Below are 18,815 nucleotides of genomic sequence, written 5' to 3'. Positions count from 1 at the left end.
CGCCGATCGGCGATCGCTACGCTGGCGAAAACGACGCCGGGGCTTTATGGGACGGCCATGACGGCTCCTATTTCTTCCGCCACGATCATCGACGGCAAGGCGCATGCCGCCGTCCTGCGGCAGCGCGTCGCAGAGGGTGTCGCGACCTTCACCGCCGCGACGGGACGCCAGCCGGGACTGGCGGTGGTGCTGGTGGGCGAGGATGCTGCGTCTGCTGTCTATGTCCGCTCGAAGGGCAAGGCGACGACCGCCGCGGGCATGAACAGCATCGAGCATCGCCTGCCGGCCGATATCGACCAGACCGGACTGCTGGAACTGGTCGCCGAACTCAACGCCGACGACGGGATTGACGGCATTCTGGTGCAATTGCCGCTGCCGTCGCACATCGATAGCCACGCGGTGATCGCCGCGATCGATCCGTCAAAGGATGTCGACGGCTTCCACCCCGTCAATGCGGGGCGGCTGGCGACCGGATTGCCGGCACTGGTGCCGTGCACACCACTAGGCTGCATCATGATGCTGAAGGCGGTGCACGGCCATCTCGCGGGGCTGGACGCCGTAGTGGTGGGACGGTCGAACATTGTCGGGAAGCCGATGGCGCAGCTGCTGTTGGCCGAGAGCTGCACGGTCACGATCGCGCACAGCCGCACGCGCGACCTGTTCGCGGCGGTGCGGCGGGCGGACATCGTCGTCGCGGCGGTCGGAATTCCGAAGATGATCGAGGGTGGCTGGATCAAGCCCGGCGCGACGGTGATCGATGTCGGCATCAACCGCACCGACGATGGGCTGGTCGGCGACGTCGACTTCGATAGCGCAGTTCAGGTCGCAGGGGCGATCACGCCGGTGCCGGGCGGCGTCGGGCCGATGACGATCGCGTGCCTGTTGCGCAATACGCTGGTCGCGGCCAGCCGCCGCGCTGGCGTCGCCGAGCCGGAGTTGTGAGCACGTCCGGCCTGCTCGAGCTGTTCGTCTCGTCGCTGATCACGTTTTTCGTCGTCATCGATCCGCCCGGCTGCGCGCCGATCTATGCCGGCCTGTCGGCGGGCGCGACGCCGATCCACCGCCGCACGATGGCGGTGCGCGCGGTCGGTGTCGCGGCCGCGATCCTCGTCGTGTTTGCGCTGTTCGGCGAGGCGCTGCTGCGTGGACTTGGGATCAGCCTGGCCAGTTTCCGCATCGCGGGCGGAATTATGCTGTTCCTCATCGCGCTGGAGATGGTGTTCGAAAAGCGGACGCAGCGGCGCGAGGATCGCGCCGCCAACATCTCCTCCGACGAAGCGGAGGACGTGTCGATCTTCCCGATGGCCATGCCGATGATCGCCGGACCGGGGTCGATCGCGTCCGTCATGCTGCTGATGAGCCGCAACGACGGGCTGGAACGCTCCGCGGTGGTGATGGCGGCGCTGGCGTCTATCCTGTTGCTGACGCTTGTGAGTTTGTTGGCGGCGGGGCCTTTGATGCGGATGCTGGGTGCGAAGATCGAGGCGGTCATCACGCGCCTGCTCGGCGTGTTGCTGGCGGCGCTGGCGGTTCAGTTCGTGATGGACGGGCTGGCGGTCACGCTGCGTTGACGGCGGGCTCCGTCCCCGGCGGGGCGTAGCCGAAGCCGGTCAGCTGTTCGAGCGCGTCGTTCAATCCGATGCCGACGCGGTGCAGCCCGAGCGTGTCGGCGAGCGACAGCGACTCCGCGATCATCGCCGCAAGCTGCCTATGCTGATCGGTGGGGCTGAACGTCTGCATCGGAAAGCGTATACGGAGAAGTCGATGGTTAAGGGCGTCCCGAGGATGAAACGGATCGTTTCCTAGTCGATCCGGTACAGCCGGTAGGGCGACCCGCGCACCAACGGCACGGGCGTCAGCCAGTCGAACGTCCGCCCGTTCGCCAGCCGGTCGTAGAAGCCGCCGGGATTGCGCGCGCGATAGATCGTTGCCTCCGCCATGTTCGGACAGACCAGCAGCATCGTCGCACCGTGGCGCTTCATGATCGCGCGCGCCTCCATCGGCGAGCGGCCGAAGGCATGCTGCACGTCAAGGATCGCGTCGCCGTTGCGGTGGTACGGGCCGGCGATGGCATCGTGATGCGTGACGACGATCAGGCGCGGGCCGAGATCGACGAACGTGAACAGCGTCGCTTTCGGAATGCGATCCAGCGTCATCAGCCGCGACGTGCGCAGGCACTCCCCGGTCGCGGCATTGACGCGGCGGGTGTATTTGGTCGGCCGGTCGATCGGCAGATACTGGATCGCGAGGCCGGCGAAGAGCCCCGACACGACCAGGAAGCCGATCACGGTGCCGAACACGCGCACCGGCATCAGGCGGTGGTTGAACAACCACGGCAGCAACAGCCACGCGAGCGCCACCGCCCCCGGGATCGCCAGCAACTGCGCGGCGGGGCCGGCCCGTGCCTGCCAGAACAGCATCGCCACCGCGAACGCACTGAACAGCGCGACCGCGGCCCAGCCGACCGCCTGCGGGCCGCGGCGGGCGCGCCACGCGGCGACGAACGCGCCGATCAGGCCGACCACGGGGAGCGCGACGATCGGGAAGGCGACGCGGAACGGGTGTTTGTAGATCGGCTTCGCCTCGCGGACATTGTCCAGCCAGTTGCGCGCCAGTTCGGGCGAGACGCCCTCTGGACGGCCGAGGCATTGCGGGAAGAAGTGGACGAAACCGGCGGCGATCACGGCGCCGGCGACGAGCGCCAGCCCGAGCCGGACACCCGCCGACCGTGGCGATACCAGCGCGAGCAGCAGCAGCAGCGCGCCGGCCGCGACGACGACGCTGAGCCAGACCGGCGTCAAGGCGTCGCAGCGCATCGCGTAATTGGCGTTCGAGGCGAACAGCGCGAAGCCGATCGCGCCGCCGCCGCCCAGCGTCAGCGCGTAGACGGCCAGCCGCCGCGCCTCTCGCGCGTCCCATACCCAGCGCAGCGCGATGATCGCGCCCGCCATCGCCGCATAGGGCAGCAATTCCAGCCCGATCGCGAGCGACATCGCGCTGGCGAGGCCGACGAGCGCCCCCCCTCGGGCCCCGCGATGGTCGCCGAGACCGGCCACGGTCGCCGCGAGGCAGGCGAGCTGCCAGCCGTGGTGATCGATGCGTTCGGGCATGAACATCAGCATCGTCGCGGTCGCGCCGGTGACGAGGATGACGAGCGCCAGCGTCCACGCCATCGGCGCGACGAGACGGCGGACCATCGCCGACAGGGCGACGAACACGATCGACAGCGGCAGCAGGGGCGCGATGCCGCACGCCAGCCGCTCGGCCCAGGCGTTGCTGGTGAACAGGCGGAAGAACAGGATCAGGCCGGCGATCGGCAGGTCGACGATGCGGCTCCAGTGGATGTCGAAGCCGGCGGGCGGGTTCAGCCGGTACTGGCGAAGGTCGGACCAGTCCTGCCCCGCGAGCCACGCGCGCACCTGCGCGAGGCGCATATTGTCGTCGGTATCGCCCAGCGACAGCCAGTGGATGCTGGTCCAGCGATCGAACACATACCATGCGGCGACGACCGCCCATGCCAGCAGCGCGAAGCCGAGCCAGCGCCGTTCGAGGTCCCGGACCAGCGGGCCGGATACGGGGATGCCGGATTGCGGCCGAACGTGCCGGGACTGATCTTCATTGGCGATCAAGACGCTGCTTCCCCGAACCCTGTCCGCCCCGCGGTGTGGCCTGCCGCTCTAGGGAGTGTCCGGGCCGGGAGCAACGGGGGGTGGGGCGCGGCGGCGAGGTGCCGGCGTGCGGCTGCGATGTTGCTTCTGTCAAGCGGAATGCCGGTGATCGGCTATGTCCCGGAGTTCTTCACGGCGTACATTCAGGCGGCCGATCATGGTCGTCCGTTAAATGCAACCTTTCTCATTTCTCCGTCCCCGATCGGCCATTTCGGGGAAGAGCAATCGGGAACAGGTTCTGGGAAAACGAGAAGGCCTCGATGACTTCCGGAGCAACCGGTCGGGCCACTGTCCCGCCATTCCTTCCTATTCGAGAAAGGTCGAACCTGCTCGACGAGTTGGCTAGGCATGGATGATGCCCCCGCTTGATGCTGCCTTCAATGAACCGCCGCTGATCCTGACAGAGCATGATGCCGGCGAAGTCGCTGACCTATATGCCCGTTGCACCGACTATTTCATATTACAGGATGGGGAGCCGGCGACGCTGGCGGATGCGCTGGACCTGTTTCGTGATGTTCCAGCGGAAAAGAGTTTGGCCGATCAGGTCGTTATGGGCTGGCGGGGAGGAAGCGGGCTGATAGCCGTGGCCGCCGCCTTGCGTGACTATCCATGCGATGGTGTTTGGTATCTCGGCTTCCTAGTCGTTGATCCCTTGGTGAGAGGCCAAGGCATCGGCCGATCGATCCATGCCGCGATCGAGCGGTGGGTGGCGGCGCACGGAGCGCAGGAGATACGGCTGGCTGTCTTTGAGGTGAATGAGGCGGCGGAAAGGTTCTGGCGGTCGCTAGGTTACAGAGAGCTTCGGCGGGTCGGCCCTGATACATTCAAGTCGCGGAGCCACCGACGCGTTGAGCTATGCCAGCCCGTGAGCGACAATACGGCAGCTTCGCCCACCCGGAAGCGTTGAGATCACCATTCCCATTTCTCGATCCCTCTGGGAAATGCCGGGCGGCCTATCGTACGTTTCCGATCACTCTGCCACCGACCCATCCCGGACAAGTGGATTACGATCGGTCGCTTGGAGCTTGGCGCGGGAAGGAGTATATTGCGGGTATGGCGAAGCCCCATGCCACATCGACTAGCACGGTTGTTCGCGACACGAAGACAGGCCGGCTTGTCACGGTTCTAGGCGCTGGTGCGCTCAAGGGTTTGACGCTGAAGAAGGGCGTTGACCTGACGAAGCCGATCGCCTCGCAGGCATTGAAAGGCAACAAACCTCGCCGACTGACTGCGGCCAAGTCGTAATCGCTTGGCAGGCGTCCTTCTCGACACGCACACTCTCTATTGGCTTGTAACCGGCAATGATCCCCTCACAGAAGAGTCGTTGGTGGCGATCGGCAATAGCCAAGAGGCGGTGCGCTTTTGGCGTCGCCGATAACGGCATGGGAACTGGCGGTCGCTTCGCAGAAAAACCGGGTGGCCGATCGTCCGCACCTTGGCGATGATGCGCCGGATCAGTGGTTTCGCGATGCTGTTGCGGTGACGCGAGCGCGGGTCGTGCCGATCCACCAGCGGATTGCCATAGAGGCAGCCAAGGTCGCCGTCGAAACCGGCCACAGAGACCCCGGTGACTGCTTTCTGATTGCGACAGCTCGGGTTTGAAAGGTGCCGTTGGTCACGCGCGACGGGGCGATTCGCGCAGTATCGGCTGATCGGCCTGATTATCTGGATGTCATCGTCTGCTGATCCACACGATGCCGCGATCGGCCCAGCCCCCCTCGCCTGTCTTGATAGACCGTCGTTTTCGAGACGGACCGCCCATTTACGATGGCTTCCTGTATGATGGCCAGTGAGAGGCTAGGCCGGACATCTCCATTGTAAACGGTTCGCGTTGGGAATGGTCAGTCAGACGTGTTGCGTACTTCAGCGGACGCCGGCATATTTAGGTCGCTTGGGGGGAGAAGCGCACATGACGAAGACTCAGACCTTCAGGGTCAGCCTGCTGGCTGCTCTGGTCATGAACATTCATACAAGCGCGATTGCTCAGGATGGCACCACCTTCGACAGTGCAGGCGTACTGCTCGGCAGCAGCGTTGCTCAAGCTACTGGCGCACTGGCGAGCCGCGGCTTCTCCGTTGCGAAGATAAACGGTAAGTATCAAGTGGCTGCTGATAGTCCGTTTGTACATGCCGTACAGGCGGACAAGGAGGACGATTCGACCCGTGAGACGGTTGTGGTCCGGTTCGACGAGCCACCATCAAGTTCCCGTGCCTTTCTCGTGTGGCGCTCGATTGCCTTTAAGGCGGGAAAGGCTCCAACTCTGGAAAGCTACCGTGCCGCTGTCCGAAGCAAGGCGGGGAACGAGACGTATTGGCGCGACCTCGGTGGTAGCGGCGTAGAGCAATACGTGCAGTGGTCCCGGAGCGGCAAGAAGCGCGGCGGGTTATTCAAAATGCTGGATTCACTTCCTTCCAGCTACCCTAACGCCTGTGTGACGGGAATTACCGTGCGGTCGTCCGAAGAAGCGTTGCGTGTAAAAACTATGATGCCGGTATATGGTAAAATGGAGGGCCGTGGTCCGCGACCGGGAGTGGGTATCATCGTGCCGCAGGAGCTTTGCGCGATTGGCCTACTGATTTTTTATCGCGTGCCCGATCGCACCACTAATCTAGTCACGAACGTCGATGTATTGCTTGTAGATCAAGCTCAAATGGAATCCATGACGGCGAAGCGCGACGAATTCCTTGAACTAAGGCGGCACGCCCAGGTGGAAGCCGCCAAAAAGGCGGCCGGCAAGCCGGTACTTTAATTAAGGGGTCCGGTACCGTCTCGAAACGGATGCTGAAACGGGAAAGCAGGATCATGCCACTTAGCTTGGAGGTGACATGCTCTGCACTACCCGCCGGATCATGGTTTGGTGATCGGGTTTGAAGGGGGACAAGGATCGCTCGGGATCGATGCCGACCCCTTCCTGCGACCGGCCACCGGGATCGCGATAGTCCTCGGCTGGCAGCGTCAACGTCCAGCCATTCGGCAGGGGCTTGGCGAGTTGATCGGATAATGCACCTCGCGTCCTCCCGCCGATCTGCCTCACATTTGGCAGCGCCCGCATCGCAAGGGTGAACGTTTCGCCCGCACTGACCGTCACGTCGCTGGTCAGCAGCGCGACCTTGCCGACATACCGGACGCGATCGGTCGGAACGACCTCGAACCGCTGATACGCGCCCTTCGCTCCGACCGCTCGCTTCGAGAAGGCTGACCGGTGCTCGCCCGCGAACCGACCGGCGATGTGGAGGCTGATCGCATCATACCCACCGCGGTTGTTGGTAACGTCCACGATCACGCCCGGAAGTCCTTGGAAAGCGATCAAGGCCTCGTCGAGCGCCGCGTCCAGCGCCTTCGTATCGTTCGGTGCCGCGTCCTTGTCGAACGCGCCCATCGCAACGATGTTGAGGTAGCCTATCCGCCCGATCGTGCCCCACAGGATGCGGCGGTTCGCGACCTGATGCCCACCGCCCTCGAGCAGACCGGCAATGCCCTCTCGATATGATTTGGACCAGGCTCGCTCCCTCCCTGCGGGATCGGTCCCCAAAGCAGGGTTGGCTTGTGCGCTCAATATGGTTGGCGCTTCACCGCCCTCGAAGTCGTGATCGACACCGTCGATCGTGGCCTGCAAGCCTACATGAGCATCGTCGAGGCTCGCGAGCGCCTGGGTAGCGCGCTGGAAAAAGCCGAGGTTGGGAGGTGAAGTGCCCGGAGTGGCAAGGGCAGCGGTGAGCGTGCCCAACGTTCGTCCGCGTCGGCCGAAGCCGGGATAAAGATCGGCGAAGGTGGCGGCAATTACCTCGCCAAGATCGTGCGCCGTCCAACCTCGTTGCATGGTGCAGCGACGCGGAAGCGCGGCGATGCGATCGAACCCATAGTGTGTCTGGTCGGCCGAGGCTGCAAATACGATGTGCGTCGGGCTTACGATGGACACAAGCCGATAAGCATCGTCGTCGGTGTCGCCAGTTGGATCACGATAACAGAACGCGCCAGCGACATGATATAGTGTACGCGCCCCGTCTTGCACGACAAGGATATGCCCGTAGCCGCGTGATCGCCAAACACCGTCGACAGCCTTACCCGCTGTCACCATCGGCACCCATGAGCCGGCCAAGGCAGGAGAGATGCCCGCTGCGACTAGTGTCGCACTCGCGGCATATCGGATGAGCTTACCAGTCAGTGTCACCGCCATCGCCTTTCCATTGAACCATAGGCGCTGTGTATTGTCATAACAATACAGTTGCGGCTGTTAACTTTTTCGATTGGGATCGTTTGCGGGAAAGGTTCAGGTATTCCGGTCTGCGTTCCGTATCACAGTGCGATAGCCATCCGGGTCTTCGAAGGTCCGCCAGAGGTGCCGGCCGCGTGCGGCCACCCCACCATTGCCCCCGCCCCCTCCACCCCCTAGGGCGGGCAACCCAACAGGCAGGCAAGCGTGGCATCCAGGATCGAGCAATGGCGGACGAGCGGCGTGCTGGGCCAGTTGGTCCGGTTCGGCGTGACCGGCGTGGCCGTGACGTTGTTCTATGCCGCGGTGTATTGGCCGCTCGCCACCTATGTCATGAACCCCAATCTGGCGGTGCTGGTCGCGTTCGTGCTGGCGACCGCGGTCGGCCGGTTCGCGCACGGTGCGGTCAGTTTCCGCGGGCACGGCACCCGCGATCGCGGCACGGCGGTGCGCTTCACGGTGGTGCAGGCGCTGGGTTTCCTGCTCAACCAGGGATTTACCTGGGCGCTGGTAACGGGGCCGTTCGTGCATGGGCCGACATGGTGGCCGCTGGTGCCGGCGGTGTTCGTGGTGCCGCTGGTGACGTTCGGGCTGCAACGCAATTGGGTGTTCAGGTGATATGGACCGCATAGTCTACGACCGCATGGCGGCGCATGATTCCACCCATTGGTGGTACCGGGCGCGACGCGACATCCTGGCCGACTACCTGACGCGGTACGGCGACGTGCCGGCGGGCGCACGCATCCTGGAGATCGGGTGCGGCACCGGGCATAATCTGCCGATGCTGGCGAAGTTCGGCTCCGTCGAGGCGATCGAGATCGATCCGGCGGCGCGCGCGATCGCGAGCGAGCGGCTGGGGCAGCCGGTCGGCGACGCGCCGCTGCCCGAACTGCCGGGGGTGGAGCGGGGCGCGTACGACCTGGTCGCGGTGCTCGATGTGGTCGAGCATATCGAGGACGATGTCGCTGCGCTGGCGGCGATGAAGTCGCTGTTGAAGCCGGGCGGCAAGATCCTGATCGCGGTGCCCGCACACCAGTGGATGTGGAGCGCGCACGACGTGGTGAACCACCACCACCGCCGCTATTCGAAGGCGACGCTGAAGACGGCGATCGAGCGGGCCGGGCTGAAGCCGGACAAGCTCGGCTATTTCAACACGCTGCTGTTCCCGCTGGCGGCGGCGGCGCGGATCGCGGGGCGGATGACGGGGCGCGACGACAGCGACGATTCGCCGCCGGCCAAGCCGCTAAATACGATGTTCGAGGCCATTTTCCGGCTGGAGCGGCATCTGGTCGGCCGCTTGCCGATGCCGCCCGGCGTCTCCCTCGTCACGCTCGCCAAGCCCTGACGTCGCCGGGTCGGTAGGGAGCGGGGCGGGCGCGGCGGTGAAGCCCAGCGTCGCATGGCCCCGCACCGGGCCGGCGACATCGGCGACGAGGTAGAGCGGGCGGCGCTTCGATTCGATATACAGTCGGCCGAGATATTCGCCGATCATGCCGAGTACGAACATCTGCACCGCGCCGAGGAAGACGGTGACGAGCATCGTCGAGGTCCAGCCCTGCACCGCCGACCCCGACAGCCAGCCGACGGCGATATAGACGAACAGCAGCAGCGACACACCGGTCAGCGCGAGGCCGACATGGCTCGCCCAGCGCAGGGGTGCGGTCGAGAAGCCGGTGACCGCGTCGAAGGCGAGGCGGATCATCTTGCCGAGCGGGTAATGCGTCTCCCCCGCCAGCCGTTCGGCGCGATCATAGGGGAACGGCACCTGACGAAAGCCCACCCAGGCAACCATGCCGCGGATGAAGCGGGCCTGTTCGGGCAGCGACAGCAACGCGTCCAGCGCGCGGCGGCTCATGAGGCGGAAATCGCCGGTGTCGAGCGGGATGTCGGTATCGGTGACTCGGTCGAGCACGCGGTAGAAGAGCTTGGCGGTGGCCTTTTTGAACAGCGTCTCCCCTTCCCGCTTGCGACGGACGGCGTAGACCACGTCGGCGTCGAGATCGGCCATCATGCGGCGCATGTCGGACAGAAGTTCGGGCGGGTCCTGAAGATCAGCGTCGATGATGAGGATCTGTTGCCCGGCGCACAGGTCCAGTCCGGCGGTCAGCGCCAGTTGGTGACCGTGATTGCGCGACAGGTTGATCGCGACGAGGTGCGGGTCGGTCGCGCTCAACCGCTGCATCGCGGGCCAGCTATCGTCGCGCGATCCGTCGTTGATGAGGACGACCTCGTAATCGTCGCCGACCGCCGCGCGCGCCGCCGCCGACACGCGCGCGTGCAGGATGTCGAGGCACGCCGCCTCGTTGTAGCAGGGGATGACGATCGACAGGGCGGGCGAGGTGGCGGGCATCCGACCGTCATAGCCGCCGCGGCGTGGGGCGTCATCGGCGTTGTTGCGGGGGTGGCGGGGGCTTGCTCCCATCCCCTGACGTGAAGGGAAGCAGAAGCCGGTAGGGTCAGCCCGTCACCACCAGTTTCACGAGACGGCCGGGTTGCAGGCGGTCGTTCGCCGACAGGCCGTTGAGCGTCAGGAAGCGTTCGCGGCGATAGTTCGGATAGGACATGCGCGCCGACAGCGATTCGATCGTGTCGCCGGGCTTGATCGCGACGACGCGGACGACCTTACCCTTGATCGCCGCTGCCTGAGTTGGGGTCAGTGCGGCGACGCTGGCAAGCAGCGGCTGGAATGGGCCGATGCCTGCGCCGCCGGGCGTCACCAGCGTGAAGGTGTAGATCGCCGACGGGAAGCGATAGGCAACGACGGTCGCGTCGACGGCGCGGTTGTTCGCGGCCGCGCGGATCGTGCGGTATGTGTAGGACAGGCCGTTGGCGGTACCGGACTGCGACTCGCTCTCGCCGACATCGGCCCCGAGCGCGCGGAATCGGGCGGTGATCGCCGCATCGGGGCTGGACGCCTGGCTGCCCTGGAACATCGCCTGACCGCCGCTGCCGGCGATCGTTACCGCGTCCGTGCCGTTGGCGATCGTGTAGCCGGTGGGTGCCGAGAAGCGGACGCGCAGTTCGGGGTGGCGAAAGGTCTGGCCGTCGACCACGCCTTGCGCGGGATCGTCGTCGTAGGGCAGGCCATCGAGCATGCGCAGAAAGGCGGTGTCCTGAGCGCCGGTAGCGGGCGGACGACCGGTGTCCTGCGCCAGTTTGCGCGCGCGGGCGATCCGGTCCGCGCCGTTCGGGTGGGTGGAGGCCCAGCTGGGCGTGCCCTTCGCGTCGCGGCCGGCGATACGCGCAGTCAGCGTCGTCTCGGCGTCGAGCTGCGTCAGCATCGCGGCGGCGGCATAGGGGTCGTAGCCGGCGGCGGTGATGTAGCGAACGCCGAGGCCGTCGGCCTGATATTCCTGGCTGCGGCCATAGCCCAGCGTGTACAATTGCGCGCCGGTGCCGGCGAGCTGGCCGACCGCGCTGCTGCCGGTGACGGCGCCGAGAATGGCGGCGCCGATCGAGCCGATCTTCGAGCGTGTGTTGCGGCTGGCGGAGTGACGGGCGGCGACGTGGCCGACTTCGTGGCCGAGTACGGAGGCGAGTTCGGCTTCCGAGTTCATCAGCGCGAGCAGCTGCCGCGTGACGTAGACATAGCCGCCGGGGATCGCGAAGGCGTTCTCGACCGGCGAGTTCAGCGTCGTGATCGTGAAGTCGCCGGTCGCGTTCGACAGGCCGGACTGGACCGCGACGCGGCGGCCGATGCGTTCGACATAGGCCGCCTGCGGTCCCCGGTACGCGCCGCCATATTCGGCGACGAGCTGCGGGTTCGCCTGCGCGCCCTGTTGCTTGTCCGAGGCGGAGATCGCGCGGGTCTGCTGGGCCGTTACCGGTGCGGCTAGCGGCCCGGCGAGTGGGGCGGCGATGCCGGCGAGCAGCAGCGCACAGTGGGTAGGCCGGATCATGCTGGTATCTCCCTTTGCGGACAGAAAGCGCCGATCCGGCCAGAGTTCCGCTCCGGTCGGGGCTCCCCTAGGCCATCCGGCGCGCTGCCTGTTCGGTAAGCTGTTCGAGCATCACCAGCGGCACCGCGCCCGCGTCGAGCACGTCGTGGAATTTTTTCAGGTCGAAACGCTGACCGGCGATGGCCTGCGCCTTTGCGCGCGCGCGAAGCCAGCTGGCGTGACCGATCTTGTAGCTGCACGCCTGACCCGGCATCGTGCAGTAGCGCTCGATCTCGCGCTGCGACCGGGGACGCGCGAAGCCGACGGTGTCGACGAAATACTGCGTCCCCTGATCGCGGGTCCAGCGCTTGGTGTGGATACCAGTGTCGGCGACCAGCCGGGCGGCGCGGAACAGGAAGGACTGAAGGTAGCCGGCTCGCTCGATCGGGCCGGCATAGCCGCCGAGCTCGTCGGCGAGTTGCTCGGCATAGAGCGCCCAGCCCTCCAGATACGCGCCGAAGAAGCTGATCTTGCGCAGCGTGTGCACGTCGGCGCGCTGCGCGGTCGAGATCTGGAGGTGATGGCCGGGCACGCCCTCGTGATAGGTGAGCGAGGGCAATGTGTATTTCGGCCAGTCGGCGACGGATTTCAGGTTGATCCAGTAGATCGCCGGGCGGGAACCGTCGAGCGGGGCGCGGTAATAGTAACCGTTCGACGCGCCGTCCTGGATCTCGACGGGCACCGCCTTGATCTCCAGCGGCGCGTCGGGGGCGTTGGTGAACGCCTGCGGCAGCTTCGCCTGCATCGCGCCGGCGCTGGCGTTCAGGCTCGCGATCAGGTCGGTGCGGCCGGCGGCGGTATCGGGGTAGAGCTGCGCCGGCAAAGCGTTGAGCGCGGCGAGGCGGGTGCCGACGCTGCCCTTGGTCATGCCCTGCTGCTTCAGGATGACGTCGAGCTGCGACGAGAGGTCGGCAACCTGTTCGAGGCCCATCGCATGCACTTCGGAGGGCGAGAGGGTCGTCGTGGTCGCCGATGCGAGGGCGGCGGCGTAGATCGCCTCGCCCTGCGGGATCGCCCACAGGCCGGCGTCGCTGCGGGCCTTGACGCGCAGGGCCTTCATCGCGGCGATCTGGCGCTCGAGCGCCGGATAGACCTTGGTCTCGACGATCTTTGCGGCGCGGGCGGCATAGTCGCCCTGGAGCTTGGCGGCGGCGGCGCGGCGCTCCACCGACGTCACGAGCATGTTCGCGGAGGCCGCGGGGCTGCGCAGCTTCGCCATCTGGCCGAGCGCGAGGTCGAGCGAGAAGTCGGGCGCGACATAGCCGCGGGCGGCGTCGGCGCGCTGCACCTCCGTGTCATTGTCGAGCGCGGTGCCCATCTGGTCGAGGCGGGCGATATACGCCTCCGCATCGGCGGCATTGGCGATGCTGTGCGTCGAATCGAGGAAGTCGGGCAGGCTGAAATAGACGCCGCGCTGCTGCGTGATGCGATAGGGCTGGGTCGCCGCGTCGATGCCAAAGCGTTCGGGGGCGAGGATCCCCTGATCGGTGGAGTAGAGCACGACGTCGCGGTCGATCGCAGCCTGTGGCGACAGCGTCTTGGGATCGATCGCGGTCAGCGTCGCGCGCTGCGCCTTGGCGCGGGCGAGATCCCTGGCGCGGGCGGCGAGCGAGTTGTCGCCAAGCTGGGAGCGTAGGTCGGCGTTCGCGCCCTTGTCGAAGCCGAGCGAGGTGGCGAATTGCGGCGATTCGCGGACGCGTTCGGCAAGGATGGCGTCGAAGGCCGTCTTCAGCGCGGCGTCGCCCGGCGCGGCTGGTGCGGCCGTCTGCGCCGCGGCGCGGGCGAGCGGCGACAGCGCAAGGGCGCTGGCGGCGGTGCCACCGGCGATGAAATGACGACGGTTCATGAAGCTCTCCCGCAAATGACGCGAGGGAGGACTAACCGGTGGCGGCGGCAGGGGAAAGCCCGTCAGCGTGGCGACGGAAAAGCCGGCGATCAGGCCGCGGCGTTGTCGATCCCGAGCTCGCCGAGCTTGCGGTACAGCGTCGAGCGGCCGATCCCGAGGCGACGCGCGACCTCCGTCATCCGGCCGCGATAGTGGCCGATCGCCAGCCGGATCACGTCGGCCTCGATATCCTCGAGCGGGCGCATGTTGCCGTCGGGATAGAAGAGGGTGACGCCGCCCCCCTCCGGCGCAGTCCGCATCGCGCTGCCGCGACGGCCCATCGCGGCGATCTGTGGGAAGTCGGCGCTGGTCAGCGCGTCGCCCTCGCAGAGGATGGCGGCGCGGAAGAGCGCGTTCTGAAGCTGGCGGACATTGCCCGGCCATTCGTAATCGCCGAGCAGTTGCAGCGCGTCGTCGGTGATGCCGAGCGGGCGCAGACCGGGTTGCTTGGCGATCCGCGCGAGCAGATGGCGGGCGAGGGCCGGAATGTCGCCGGTGCGTTCGCGCAGGGGCGGGATCGTCACCTGCACGACGTTGAGGCGGTAATAGAGGTCCTCGCGGAAGCGCCCCGCCTCGACCTCGTCGATCAGGCGGCGGTTGGTCGCGGCGATGACGCGCACATCGACCTCGCGCGGGTGGCGGCTGCCGAGCGGCTGGACCTCTCCCGTCTGAAGGACGCGGAGCAGCTTGACCTGCGCCTCCAGTGGCATCTCGCCGACCTCGTCGAGCAGCAGCGTGCCGCCGTCCGCTTCCTGGAAACGCCCGATCTTGCGTTCGAAGGCGCCGGTGAACGCGCCCTTCTCGTGACCGAACAGCTCCGATTCCACGAGGTTGGCGGGAATCGCGCCGCAATTGACCGCGACGAGCGGCTTCTTCGCGCGCGGCGACGCGGCGTGGATCGCCTCCGCCACGACCTCCTTGCCGACGCCGCTTTCGCCTTCCAGCAACACGGGCACGCGGGCGCGCGCGGCCTTGGCGGCGATCGCCAAGGCGGTGCGGAAATCGGGTGCGGACCCGACGATCTCGTCGAAGGCGAGCAGCGCCGGAATCTTCTCGGTCAGCGGGCGCAATTCGCCCGCGGTGGTGCCGCCGACCGCGGTGTCGAGCGCGGCGAGCAGCCGTTCGGGGGCGAGCGGCTTGACGAGGAAGTCGGTCGCGCCGGCGCGCATCGCTGCGACGGCATGCGCGACCGACCCGTTCGCGGTCAGCACCAGGATCGGCAGGGCGGGACGGCGCGACCGCAATTCGGCGAGCAGCGCGTCGGATTCCGCATCGGTGCCCCAGTGATCCAGCAGGATCGCGTCCAACTGCATCCCGTCCTGAGTCCCCAGCGTGGCGATCGCCATCTCCGCATCGCTGGCGAAGACCGAGCGCCACCCCGCGCGGGCGGCGAGCGCCGACACCAGCCGGCGCTGGGCCGGCTCGTCATCGATCAGCAGAAGCAGTCGCTGCCCATTTCGCGTCATGCGTGTCGTCCGTCCCCGTTCGGTACGCGGCATAGTCCTTGACGGGTAAAGGCGGGCTTAAGTCCGGAATGGGCACGTCAAGGGGCTTGAGGGTAACGGATCGCGTGATTAGGGTCCGAATTCGAAACATCCTTCTTCGGGACTTGGGTAGAGGTACTATGGCCGGCAACACCGACTTGAACGCGCACGTCGCCAGCTATGATCGGATGATCGGCATGATGAAGTGGGGCTCCGTCGGCGTCGCGATCATCGTCGCGATCGTCATCTGGCTGATCGCGGCCTGATCCGGTCATGAAGATTGCCGTCCTCAAGGAAACTGCGGACGGCGAAAAACGCGTCGCCGCGACGCCCGAAACCGCGAAGAAGTTCGCCGCCCTGGGCGCGACCGTTGCGGTCGAGTCGGGAGCGGGCGAAGCGGCGGGCTTTGCGGACGGCGGCTATGCCGATGCGGGTGCGAGCGTGGGCGACCGCGCGGCGACGTTGGCCGGTGCGGACATCGTGCTGGGCGTGCAGGGGCCGGACGCATCCACGCTGACCGGGGCCACGCCGGGCGCGTGGTTGGTCGCGTCGCTGAACCCCGTGGCGGAGCGGGCGCGGATCGACGGCTATGCCGCGGCCGGGATCGAGGCGCTGGCAATGGAATGGATGCCGCGCATCACGCGCGCGCAGTCGATGGACATATTGTCGTCGCAGTCGAACCTGTCCGGGTACAAGGCGGTGCTGGACGCGGCGGCGGAATATGGCCGCGCCTTTCCGATGATGATGACGGCGGCGGGCACGGTCAGCGCGGCGAAATGCTTCGTGATGGGGGTCGGCGTCGCCGGGCTTCAGGCGATCGCGACCGCGCGGCGGCTGGGTGCGCAGGTGTCGGCGACCGACGTGCGCTCCGCGACGAAGGAGCAGATCCAGTCGCTGGGCGCCAAGCCGATCTTCGTCGAGAAGGTCGCCGGAATCGAGGGCGAGGGCGCAGGCGGCTATGCCGGCGAGATGAGCCCGGAATATCAGGCAGCGCAGGCGGAGCTGGTGTCCGGTCATATCGCCAAGCAGGACATCGTCATCACCACCGCGCTGATCCCCGGCCGCGCCGCACCACGCCTGATTACCGACACGCAGGTCGCGACGATGCGACCGGGCAGCGTGATCGTCGATCTGGCGGTGGAGCAGGGCGGCAACGTCGAGGGATCGCGGCCGGGCGAAGTCGTGGTGCGCCACGGCGTCAGGATCGTCGGCCACCGTAACGTACCGAGCCGGCTGGCGGCGGACTCGTCGGCGCTGTTCAGCCGCAACCTGTACAATTTCCTGAGCGCATTCTGGGACAAGGAGGCCGGCCGGCCGGTGCTGGACGCGGAGATCGGCGACGCGATCCGCCTGACGCAGGGCGGCGCGGTGGTGCATTCGAGGTTGCTCTCGTGACTGTTCCTCCCCTGCAAGGGGAGGTGGCGCGCTACGGCGCGACGGAGGGGTGTCGGCCTCTCCGGAGAACGCGTCACCCCTCCGTCAGGCCTGCGGCCTGCCACCTCCCCTTGCAGGGGAGGACTTGAGATGTTGCAAGGGACGGTATTGACCAGCCAAAGGGCGCGAGTGTTGCGATCGGACATGTCGTTGCCCGAGGTGCTGCTGTTGCAGGCCCTGCGCGCGCGACCGGGCGGATGGAAGTTCCGGCGGCAGCATCCTTCCGGGCCCTATGTCGCCGACTTCTATTGTCATGAAGCGCGGCTGATCGTCGAGGTGGACGGGGATCGCATACTCGCGGCGATCGACCGAAGCGCGACGCTGATCGCGACACTGGGTTTGCGCAACGCGGCATCAGGGTGGCACGGTTGACCGCCAGGGATGTCCTTGCCGATCTCGAGAGCGTCGTCACCGCCATCGTCCGTTCCATGGAGCAGCGCCGATCATGACCTTCATCGCGATCCTGTCGATCTTCGTCATGGCGTGTTTCGTCGGCTATTACGTCGTGTGGTCGGTGACGCCGGCGTTGCACACGCCGTTGATGGCGGTGACCAACGCCATCTCGTCCGTCATCATCGTCGGCGCGCTGGTCGCGTCGGCCGCGGCCGGGTCGCCGGTGGCGAAGTGGCTGGGGCTGGGGGCGGTGGTGCTGGCGAGCGTCAATATCTTCGGCGGCTTCGCGGTCACCGCGCGGATGCTGGCGATGTACAAGAAAAAAGAGCGTCCGTCCGCGTGACGGGGGCGAGAGGGGGCCGCCATGCATGAAGTCGCCGTAAATCCGTGGGTGGCGCTCGCCTATCTCGCGGCGGGGGTGTGCTTCATCCTCGCGCTCAGGGGATTGTCGAGCCCGGCGACCAGCCAGCGGGGCAACCGGCTGGGTATGATCGGCATGGGCATCGCCGTCGTGACGACGCTGGTGACGCACGAGATCGCCAGCCTGCCGGAGATCCTCGTCGCGATCGCGGTGGGCGGCGGGATCGGCTTCGTCATCGCGCGCCGGATCGCGATGACCGCGATGCCGCAGCTGGTCGCGGCGTTCCACTCGCTGGTCGGGCTGGCGGCGGTGCTGGTCGGCGTGGCGGCGTATCTGAACCCGACCGCATTCGGAATCGCCGAACTGGTCGTGCCGATGATCGGCGAGCCCTTCGCCGTCATCCATCCCGCCAGCCGGATCGAGCTGGGGCTGGGCGTGGCCATCGGTGCGATCACGTTTTCGGGGTCGATCATCGCGTTCCTGAAGCTGAACGGCAACATGGGCGGCAAGCCGATCCTGTTACCAGGGCGGCACATGCTGAACCTGGGCGTGCTGGGGTCGATCGTCGGGCTCGTCATGTATTTCACGCAGGATCAGGCGCCGTGGGTGTTCTGGACCGTGACCCTGTTGTCGTTCGCGATCGGGTTCCTGCTCATCATCCCGATCGGCGGCGCGGACATGCCCGTCGTGGTGTCGATGCTGAACAGCTATTCGGGCTGGGCGGCGGCGGCGATGGGCTTCACGCTGGGCAACACGGCGATGATCATCACCGGGGCGCTGGTCGGATCGTCGGGCGCGATCCTGAGCTATATCATGTGCCGGGCCATGAACCGGAGCTTCATCAGCGTGATCGCCGGCGGCTTCGGCGCGGTGGCGGACACGAGCGGCGGCGGCGACAAGGTCGACCGCCCGTGGAAACGCGGATCGGCGGAGGATGCGGCGTTCCTGATGCAACAGGCCGAACAGGTCATCATCGTGCCGGGATACGGCATGGCCGTGGCGCAGGCGCAGCATGTGCTTCGCGAAATGGGCGATAAGCTCAAAGAGCACGGGGTGCGCGTGAAATACGCGATCCATCCGGTCGCGGGGCGGATGCCGGGGCATATGAACGTGCTGCTGGCGGAGGCGAACGTGCCGTATGACGAGGTGTTCGAGCTGGAGGACATCAACTCCGAATTCGCGCAGACCGACGTCGCGTTCGTGATCGGCGCGAACGACGTGACCAATCCCGCCGCCAAGACCGACAAGACGTCGCCGATCTACGGCATGCCGGTGCTGGACGTGGAGAAGGCGAAGACGGTGCTGTTCATCAAGCGCAGCATGGGCGGGGTCGGCTATGCCGGCGTCGACAACGACGTGTTCTACATGGACAATACGATGATGCTGCTCGCCGATGCGAAGAAGATGGTCGAAGAGATCGTCAAGGCGATCGGCTGACC

At 66.5% G+C, this 18,815-nt stretch carries 20 protein-coding genes; 13 read left to right on the top strand and 7 right to left on the bottom strand.

Annotated elements, in window-relative coordinates:
- The first annotated feature begins 57 nt into the window (after positions 1–57).
- Positions 58–942, top strand: a complete 885-nt coding sequence (gene folD / locus AC0CH8_RS15955) for a bifunctional methylenetetrahydrofolate dehydrogenase/methenyltetrahydrofolate cyclohydrolase FolD (protein ID WP_465240744.1) — start codon at positions 58–60, stop codon at positions 940–942.
- 11 nt (positions 943–953) lie between these two features.
- Positions 954–1,571: a MarC family protein gene (locus tag AC0CH8_RS15950; RefSeq protein ID WP_055845006.1), complete on the top strand. Its 618-nt coding sequence runs from the start codon at positions 954–956 to the stop codon at positions 1,569–1,571.
- On the opposite strand, the gene AC0CH8_RS15945 is transcribed toward AC0CH8_RS15950, so the two are convergent.
- Complete coding sequence (locus AC0CH8_RS15945; RefSeq protein ID WP_465240743.1) at positions 1,558–1,740, bottom strand: hypothetical protein; 183 nt, start codon at positions 1,738–1,740, stop codon at positions 1,558–1,560. The two genes, AC0CH8_RS15950 and AC0CH8_RS15945, sit on opposite strands and share 14 nt — an antisense overlap.
- Before the next feature lie 62 nt (positions 1,741–1,802).
- A complete protein-coding gene (locus AC0CH8_RS15940) occupies positions 1,803–3,581 on the bottom strand; it encodes an AcrB/AcrD/AcrF family protein (protein ID WP_465240766.1) in 1,779 nt (592 codons plus the stop codon).
- Positions 3,582–4,020: 439 nt separating this feature from the next.
- On the opposite strand from AC0CH8_RS15940, the gene AC0CH8_RS15935 reads away from it, so the two are divergent.
- The 4 genes from AC0CH8_RS15935 (at position 4,021) to AC0CH8_RS15920 (ending at position 6,417) form a co-directional block, all read left to right on the top strand.
- Positions 4,021–4,575 carry a GNAT family N-acetyltransferase gene (locus AC0CH8_RS15935; protein ID WP_465240742.1) on the top strand — a complete coding sequence of 185 codons (555 nt, stop codon included), beginning with the start codon at positions 4,021–4,023 and terminating at the stop codon, positions 4,573–4,575.
- Positions 4,576–4,721: 146 nt separating this feature from the next.
- Positions 4,722–4,913 carry a hypothetical protein gene (locus tag AC0CH8_RS15930; RefSeq protein WP_465240741.1) on the top strand — a complete coding sequence of 64 codons (192 nt, stop codon included), beginning with the start codon at positions 4,722–4,724 and terminating at the stop codon, positions 4,911–4,913.
- Positions 4,914–5,030: 117 nt separating this feature from the next.
- Positions 5,031–5,270, top strand: a complete 240-nt coding sequence (locus tag AC0CH8_RS15925; protein ID WP_465240740.1) for a PIN domain-containing protein — start codon at positions 5,031–5,033, stop codon at positions 5,268–5,270.
- Positions 5,271–5,577: 307 nt separating this feature from the next.
- The gene (locus AC0CH8_RS15920; RefSeq protein ID WP_465240739.1) at positions 5,578–6,417 is read left to right on the top strand and encodes a hypothetical protein; all 840 of its coding nucleotides are present in this window, start codon (positions 5,578–5,580) and stop codon (positions 6,415–6,417) included.
- Positions 6,418–6,477: 60 nt separating this feature from the next.
- Here AC0CH8_RS15920 and AC0CH8_RS15915 read toward each other — a convergent pair whose 3' ends face one another.
- Positions 6,478–7,845: a S41 family peptidase gene (locus AC0CH8_RS15915; RefSeq protein WP_465240738.1), complete on the bottom strand. Its 1,368-nt coding sequence runs from the start codon at positions 7,843–7,845 to the stop codon at positions 6,478–6,480.
- Between the two features lie 243 nt (positions 7,846–8,088).
- On the opposite strand from AC0CH8_RS15915, the gene AC0CH8_RS15910 reads away from it, so the two are divergent.
- Both AC0CH8_RS15910 and AC0CH8_RS15905 read left to right on the top strand, forming a co-directional pair.
- Complete coding sequence (locus AC0CH8_RS15910) at positions 8,089–8,499, top strand: GtrA family protein (RefSeq protein WP_465240737.1); 411 nt, start codon at positions 8,089–8,091, stop codon at positions 8,497–8,499.
- A 1-nt stretch (position 8,500) separates the two neighbouring features.
- Positions 8,501–9,226, top strand: coding sequence for a class I SAM-dependent methyltransferase (locus AC0CH8_RS15905; protein ID WP_465240736.1), 726 nt, complete (start codon positions 8,501–8,503; stop codon positions 9,224–9,226).
- Here AC0CH8_RS15905 and AC0CH8_RS15900 read toward each other — a convergent pair.
- The 4 genes from AC0CH8_RS15900 to AC0CH8_RS15885 all read right to left on the bottom strand — a co-directional run bounded on the left by AC0CH8_RS15900 (position 9,125) and on the right by AC0CH8_RS15885 (position 15,170).
- Entirely contained in the window at positions 9,125–10,231 is a 1,107-nt protein-coding gene (locus tag AC0CH8_RS15900) for a glycosyltransferase family 2 protein (RefSeq protein ID WP_465240765.1), read from the bottom strand. The two genes, AC0CH8_RS15905 and AC0CH8_RS15900, sit on opposite strands and share 102 nt — an antisense overlap.
- A gap of 106 nt (positions 10,232–10,337) precedes the next feature.
- The gene (locus AC0CH8_RS15895; RefSeq protein ID WP_465240735.1) at positions 10,338–11,780 is read right to left on the bottom strand and encodes a M48 family metalloprotease; all 1,443 of its coding nucleotides are present in this window, start codon (positions 11,778–11,780) and stop codon (positions 10,338–10,340) included.
- A gap of 67 nt (positions 11,781–11,847) precedes the next feature.
- Positions 11,848–13,665 (bottom strand): DUF885 domain-containing protein, encoded by a 1,818-nt coding sequence (locus AC0CH8_RS15890; protein ID WP_465240734.1) that lies wholly within the window; start codon positions 13,663–13,665, stop codon positions 11,848–11,850.
- Positions 13,666–13,754: 89 nt separating this feature from the next.
- Positions 13,755–15,170, bottom strand: coding sequence for a sigma-54-dependent transcriptional regulator (locus tag AC0CH8_RS15885; RefSeq protein ID WP_204198917.1), 1,416 nt, complete (start codon positions 15,168–15,170; stop codon positions 13,755–13,757).
- A gap of 158 nt (positions 15,171–15,328) precedes the next feature.
- On the opposite strand from AC0CH8_RS15885, the gene AC0CH8_RS15880 reads away from it, so the two are divergent.
- From AC0CH8_RS15880 to AC0CH8_RS15860, 5 genes are all read left to right on the top strand, one after another.
- Complete coding sequence (locus tag AC0CH8_RS15880) at positions 15,329–15,454, top strand: aa3-type cytochrome c oxidase subunit IV (protein ID WP_204198916.1); 126 nt, start codon at positions 15,329–15,331, stop codon at positions 15,452–15,454.
- A gap of 7 nt (positions 15,455–15,461) precedes the next feature.
- A complete protein-coding gene (locus AC0CH8_RS15875; RefSeq protein ID WP_465240733.1) occupies positions 15,462–16,583 on the top strand; it encodes an NAD(P) transhydrogenase subunit alpha in 1,122 nt (373 codons plus the stop codon).
- Between the two features lie 183 nt (positions 16,584–16,766).
- Positions 16,767–16,994 carry an endonuclease domain-containing protein gene (locus AC0CH8_RS15870; RefSeq protein ID WP_465240732.1) on the top strand — a complete coding sequence of 76 codons (228 nt, stop codon included), beginning with the start codon at positions 16,767–16,769 and terminating at the stop codon, positions 16,992–16,994.
- A gap of 73 nt (positions 16,995–17,067) precedes the next feature.
- A complete protein-coding gene (locus AC0CH8_RS15865; RefSeq protein ID WP_055844357.1) occupies positions 17,068–17,358 on the top strand; it encodes an NAD(P) transhydrogenase subunit alpha part 2 in 291 nt (96 codons plus the stop codon).
- A 21-nt stretch (positions 17,359–17,379) separates the two neighbouring features.
- Positions 17,380–18,813 carry an NAD(P)(+) transhydrogenase (Re/Si-specific) subunit beta gene (locus tag AC0CH8_RS15860; protein WP_204198913.1) on the top strand — a complete coding sequence of 478 codons (1,434 nt, stop codon included), beginning with the start codon at positions 17,380–17,382 and terminating at the stop codon, positions 18,811–18,813.
- Positions 18,814–18,815: the final 2 nt, after the last annotated feature.

The organism is Sphingomonas sp. AC435, assembly GCF_979253005.1.
The sequence above is the reverse complement of the archived record's forward strand: the minus strand, read 5'-3'. Positions and strand labels throughout refer to the sequence as shown.

Coding starts and splice junctions, on each gene's coding strand:
- folD (WP_465240744.1), top strand. CDS start 58: ATGACGGCTCCTATTTCTTCCGCCACGATCATCGACGGCAAGGCGCAT.
- AC0CH8_RS15945 (WP_465240743.1), bottom strand. CDS start 1,740: ATGCAGACGTTCAGCCCCACCGATCAGCATAGGCAGCTTGCGGCGATG.
- AC0CH8_RS15935 (WP_465240742.1), top strand. CDS start 4,021: ATGATGCCCCCGCTTGATGCTGCCTTCAATGAACCGCCGCTGATCCTG.
- AC0CH8_RS15930 (WP_465240741.1), top strand. CDS start 4,722: ATGGCGAAGCCCCATGCCACATCGACTAGCACGGTTGTTCGCGACACG.
- AC0CH8_RS15920 (WP_465240739.1), top strand. CDS start 5,578: ATGACGAAGACTCAGACCTTCAGGGTCAGCCTGCTGGCTGCTCTGGTC.
- AC0CH8_RS15915 (WP_465240738.1), bottom strand. CDS start 7,845: ATGGCGGTGACACTGACTGGTAAGCTCATCCGATATGCCGCGAGTGCG.
- AC0CH8_RS15905 (WP_465240736.1), top strand. CDS start 8,501: ATGGACCGCATAGTCTACGACCGCATGGCGGCGCATGATTCCACCCAT.
- AC0CH8_RS15900 (WP_465240765.1), bottom strand. CDS start 10,231: ATGCCCGCCACCTCGCCCGCCCTGTCGATCGTCATCCCCTGCTACAAC.
- AC0CH8_RS15895 (WP_465240735.1), bottom strand. CDS start 11,780: ATGATCCGGCCTACCCACTGTGCGCTGCTGCTCGCCGGCATCGCCGCC.
- AC0CH8_RS15890 (WP_465240734.1), bottom strand. CDS start 13,665: ATGAACCGTCGTCATTTCATCGCCGGTGGCACCGCCGCCAGCGCCCTT.
- AC0CH8_RS15885 (WP_204198917.1), bottom strand. CDS start 15,170: ATGACGCGAAATGGGCAGCGACTGCTTCTGCTGATCGATGACGAGCCG.
- AC0CH8_RS15880 (WP_204198916.1), top strand. CDS start 15,329: ATGGCCGGCAACACCGACTTGAACGCGCACGTCGCCAGCTATGATCGG.
- AC0CH8_RS15875 (WP_465240733.1), top strand. CDS start 15,462: ATGAAGATTGCCGTCCTCAAGGAAACTGCGGACGGCGAAAAACGCGTC.
- AC0CH8_RS15870 (WP_465240732.1), top strand. CDS start 16,767: ATGTCGTTGCCCGAGGTGCTGCTGTTGCAGGCCCTGCGCGCGCGACCG.
- AC0CH8_RS15865 (WP_055844357.1), top strand. CDS start 17,068: ATGACCTTCATCGCGATCCTGTCGATCTTCGTCATGGCGTGTTTCGTC.
- AC0CH8_RS15860 (WP_204198913.1), top strand. CDS start 17,380: ATGCATGAAGTCGCCGTAAATCCGTGGGTGGCGCTCGCCTATCTCGCG.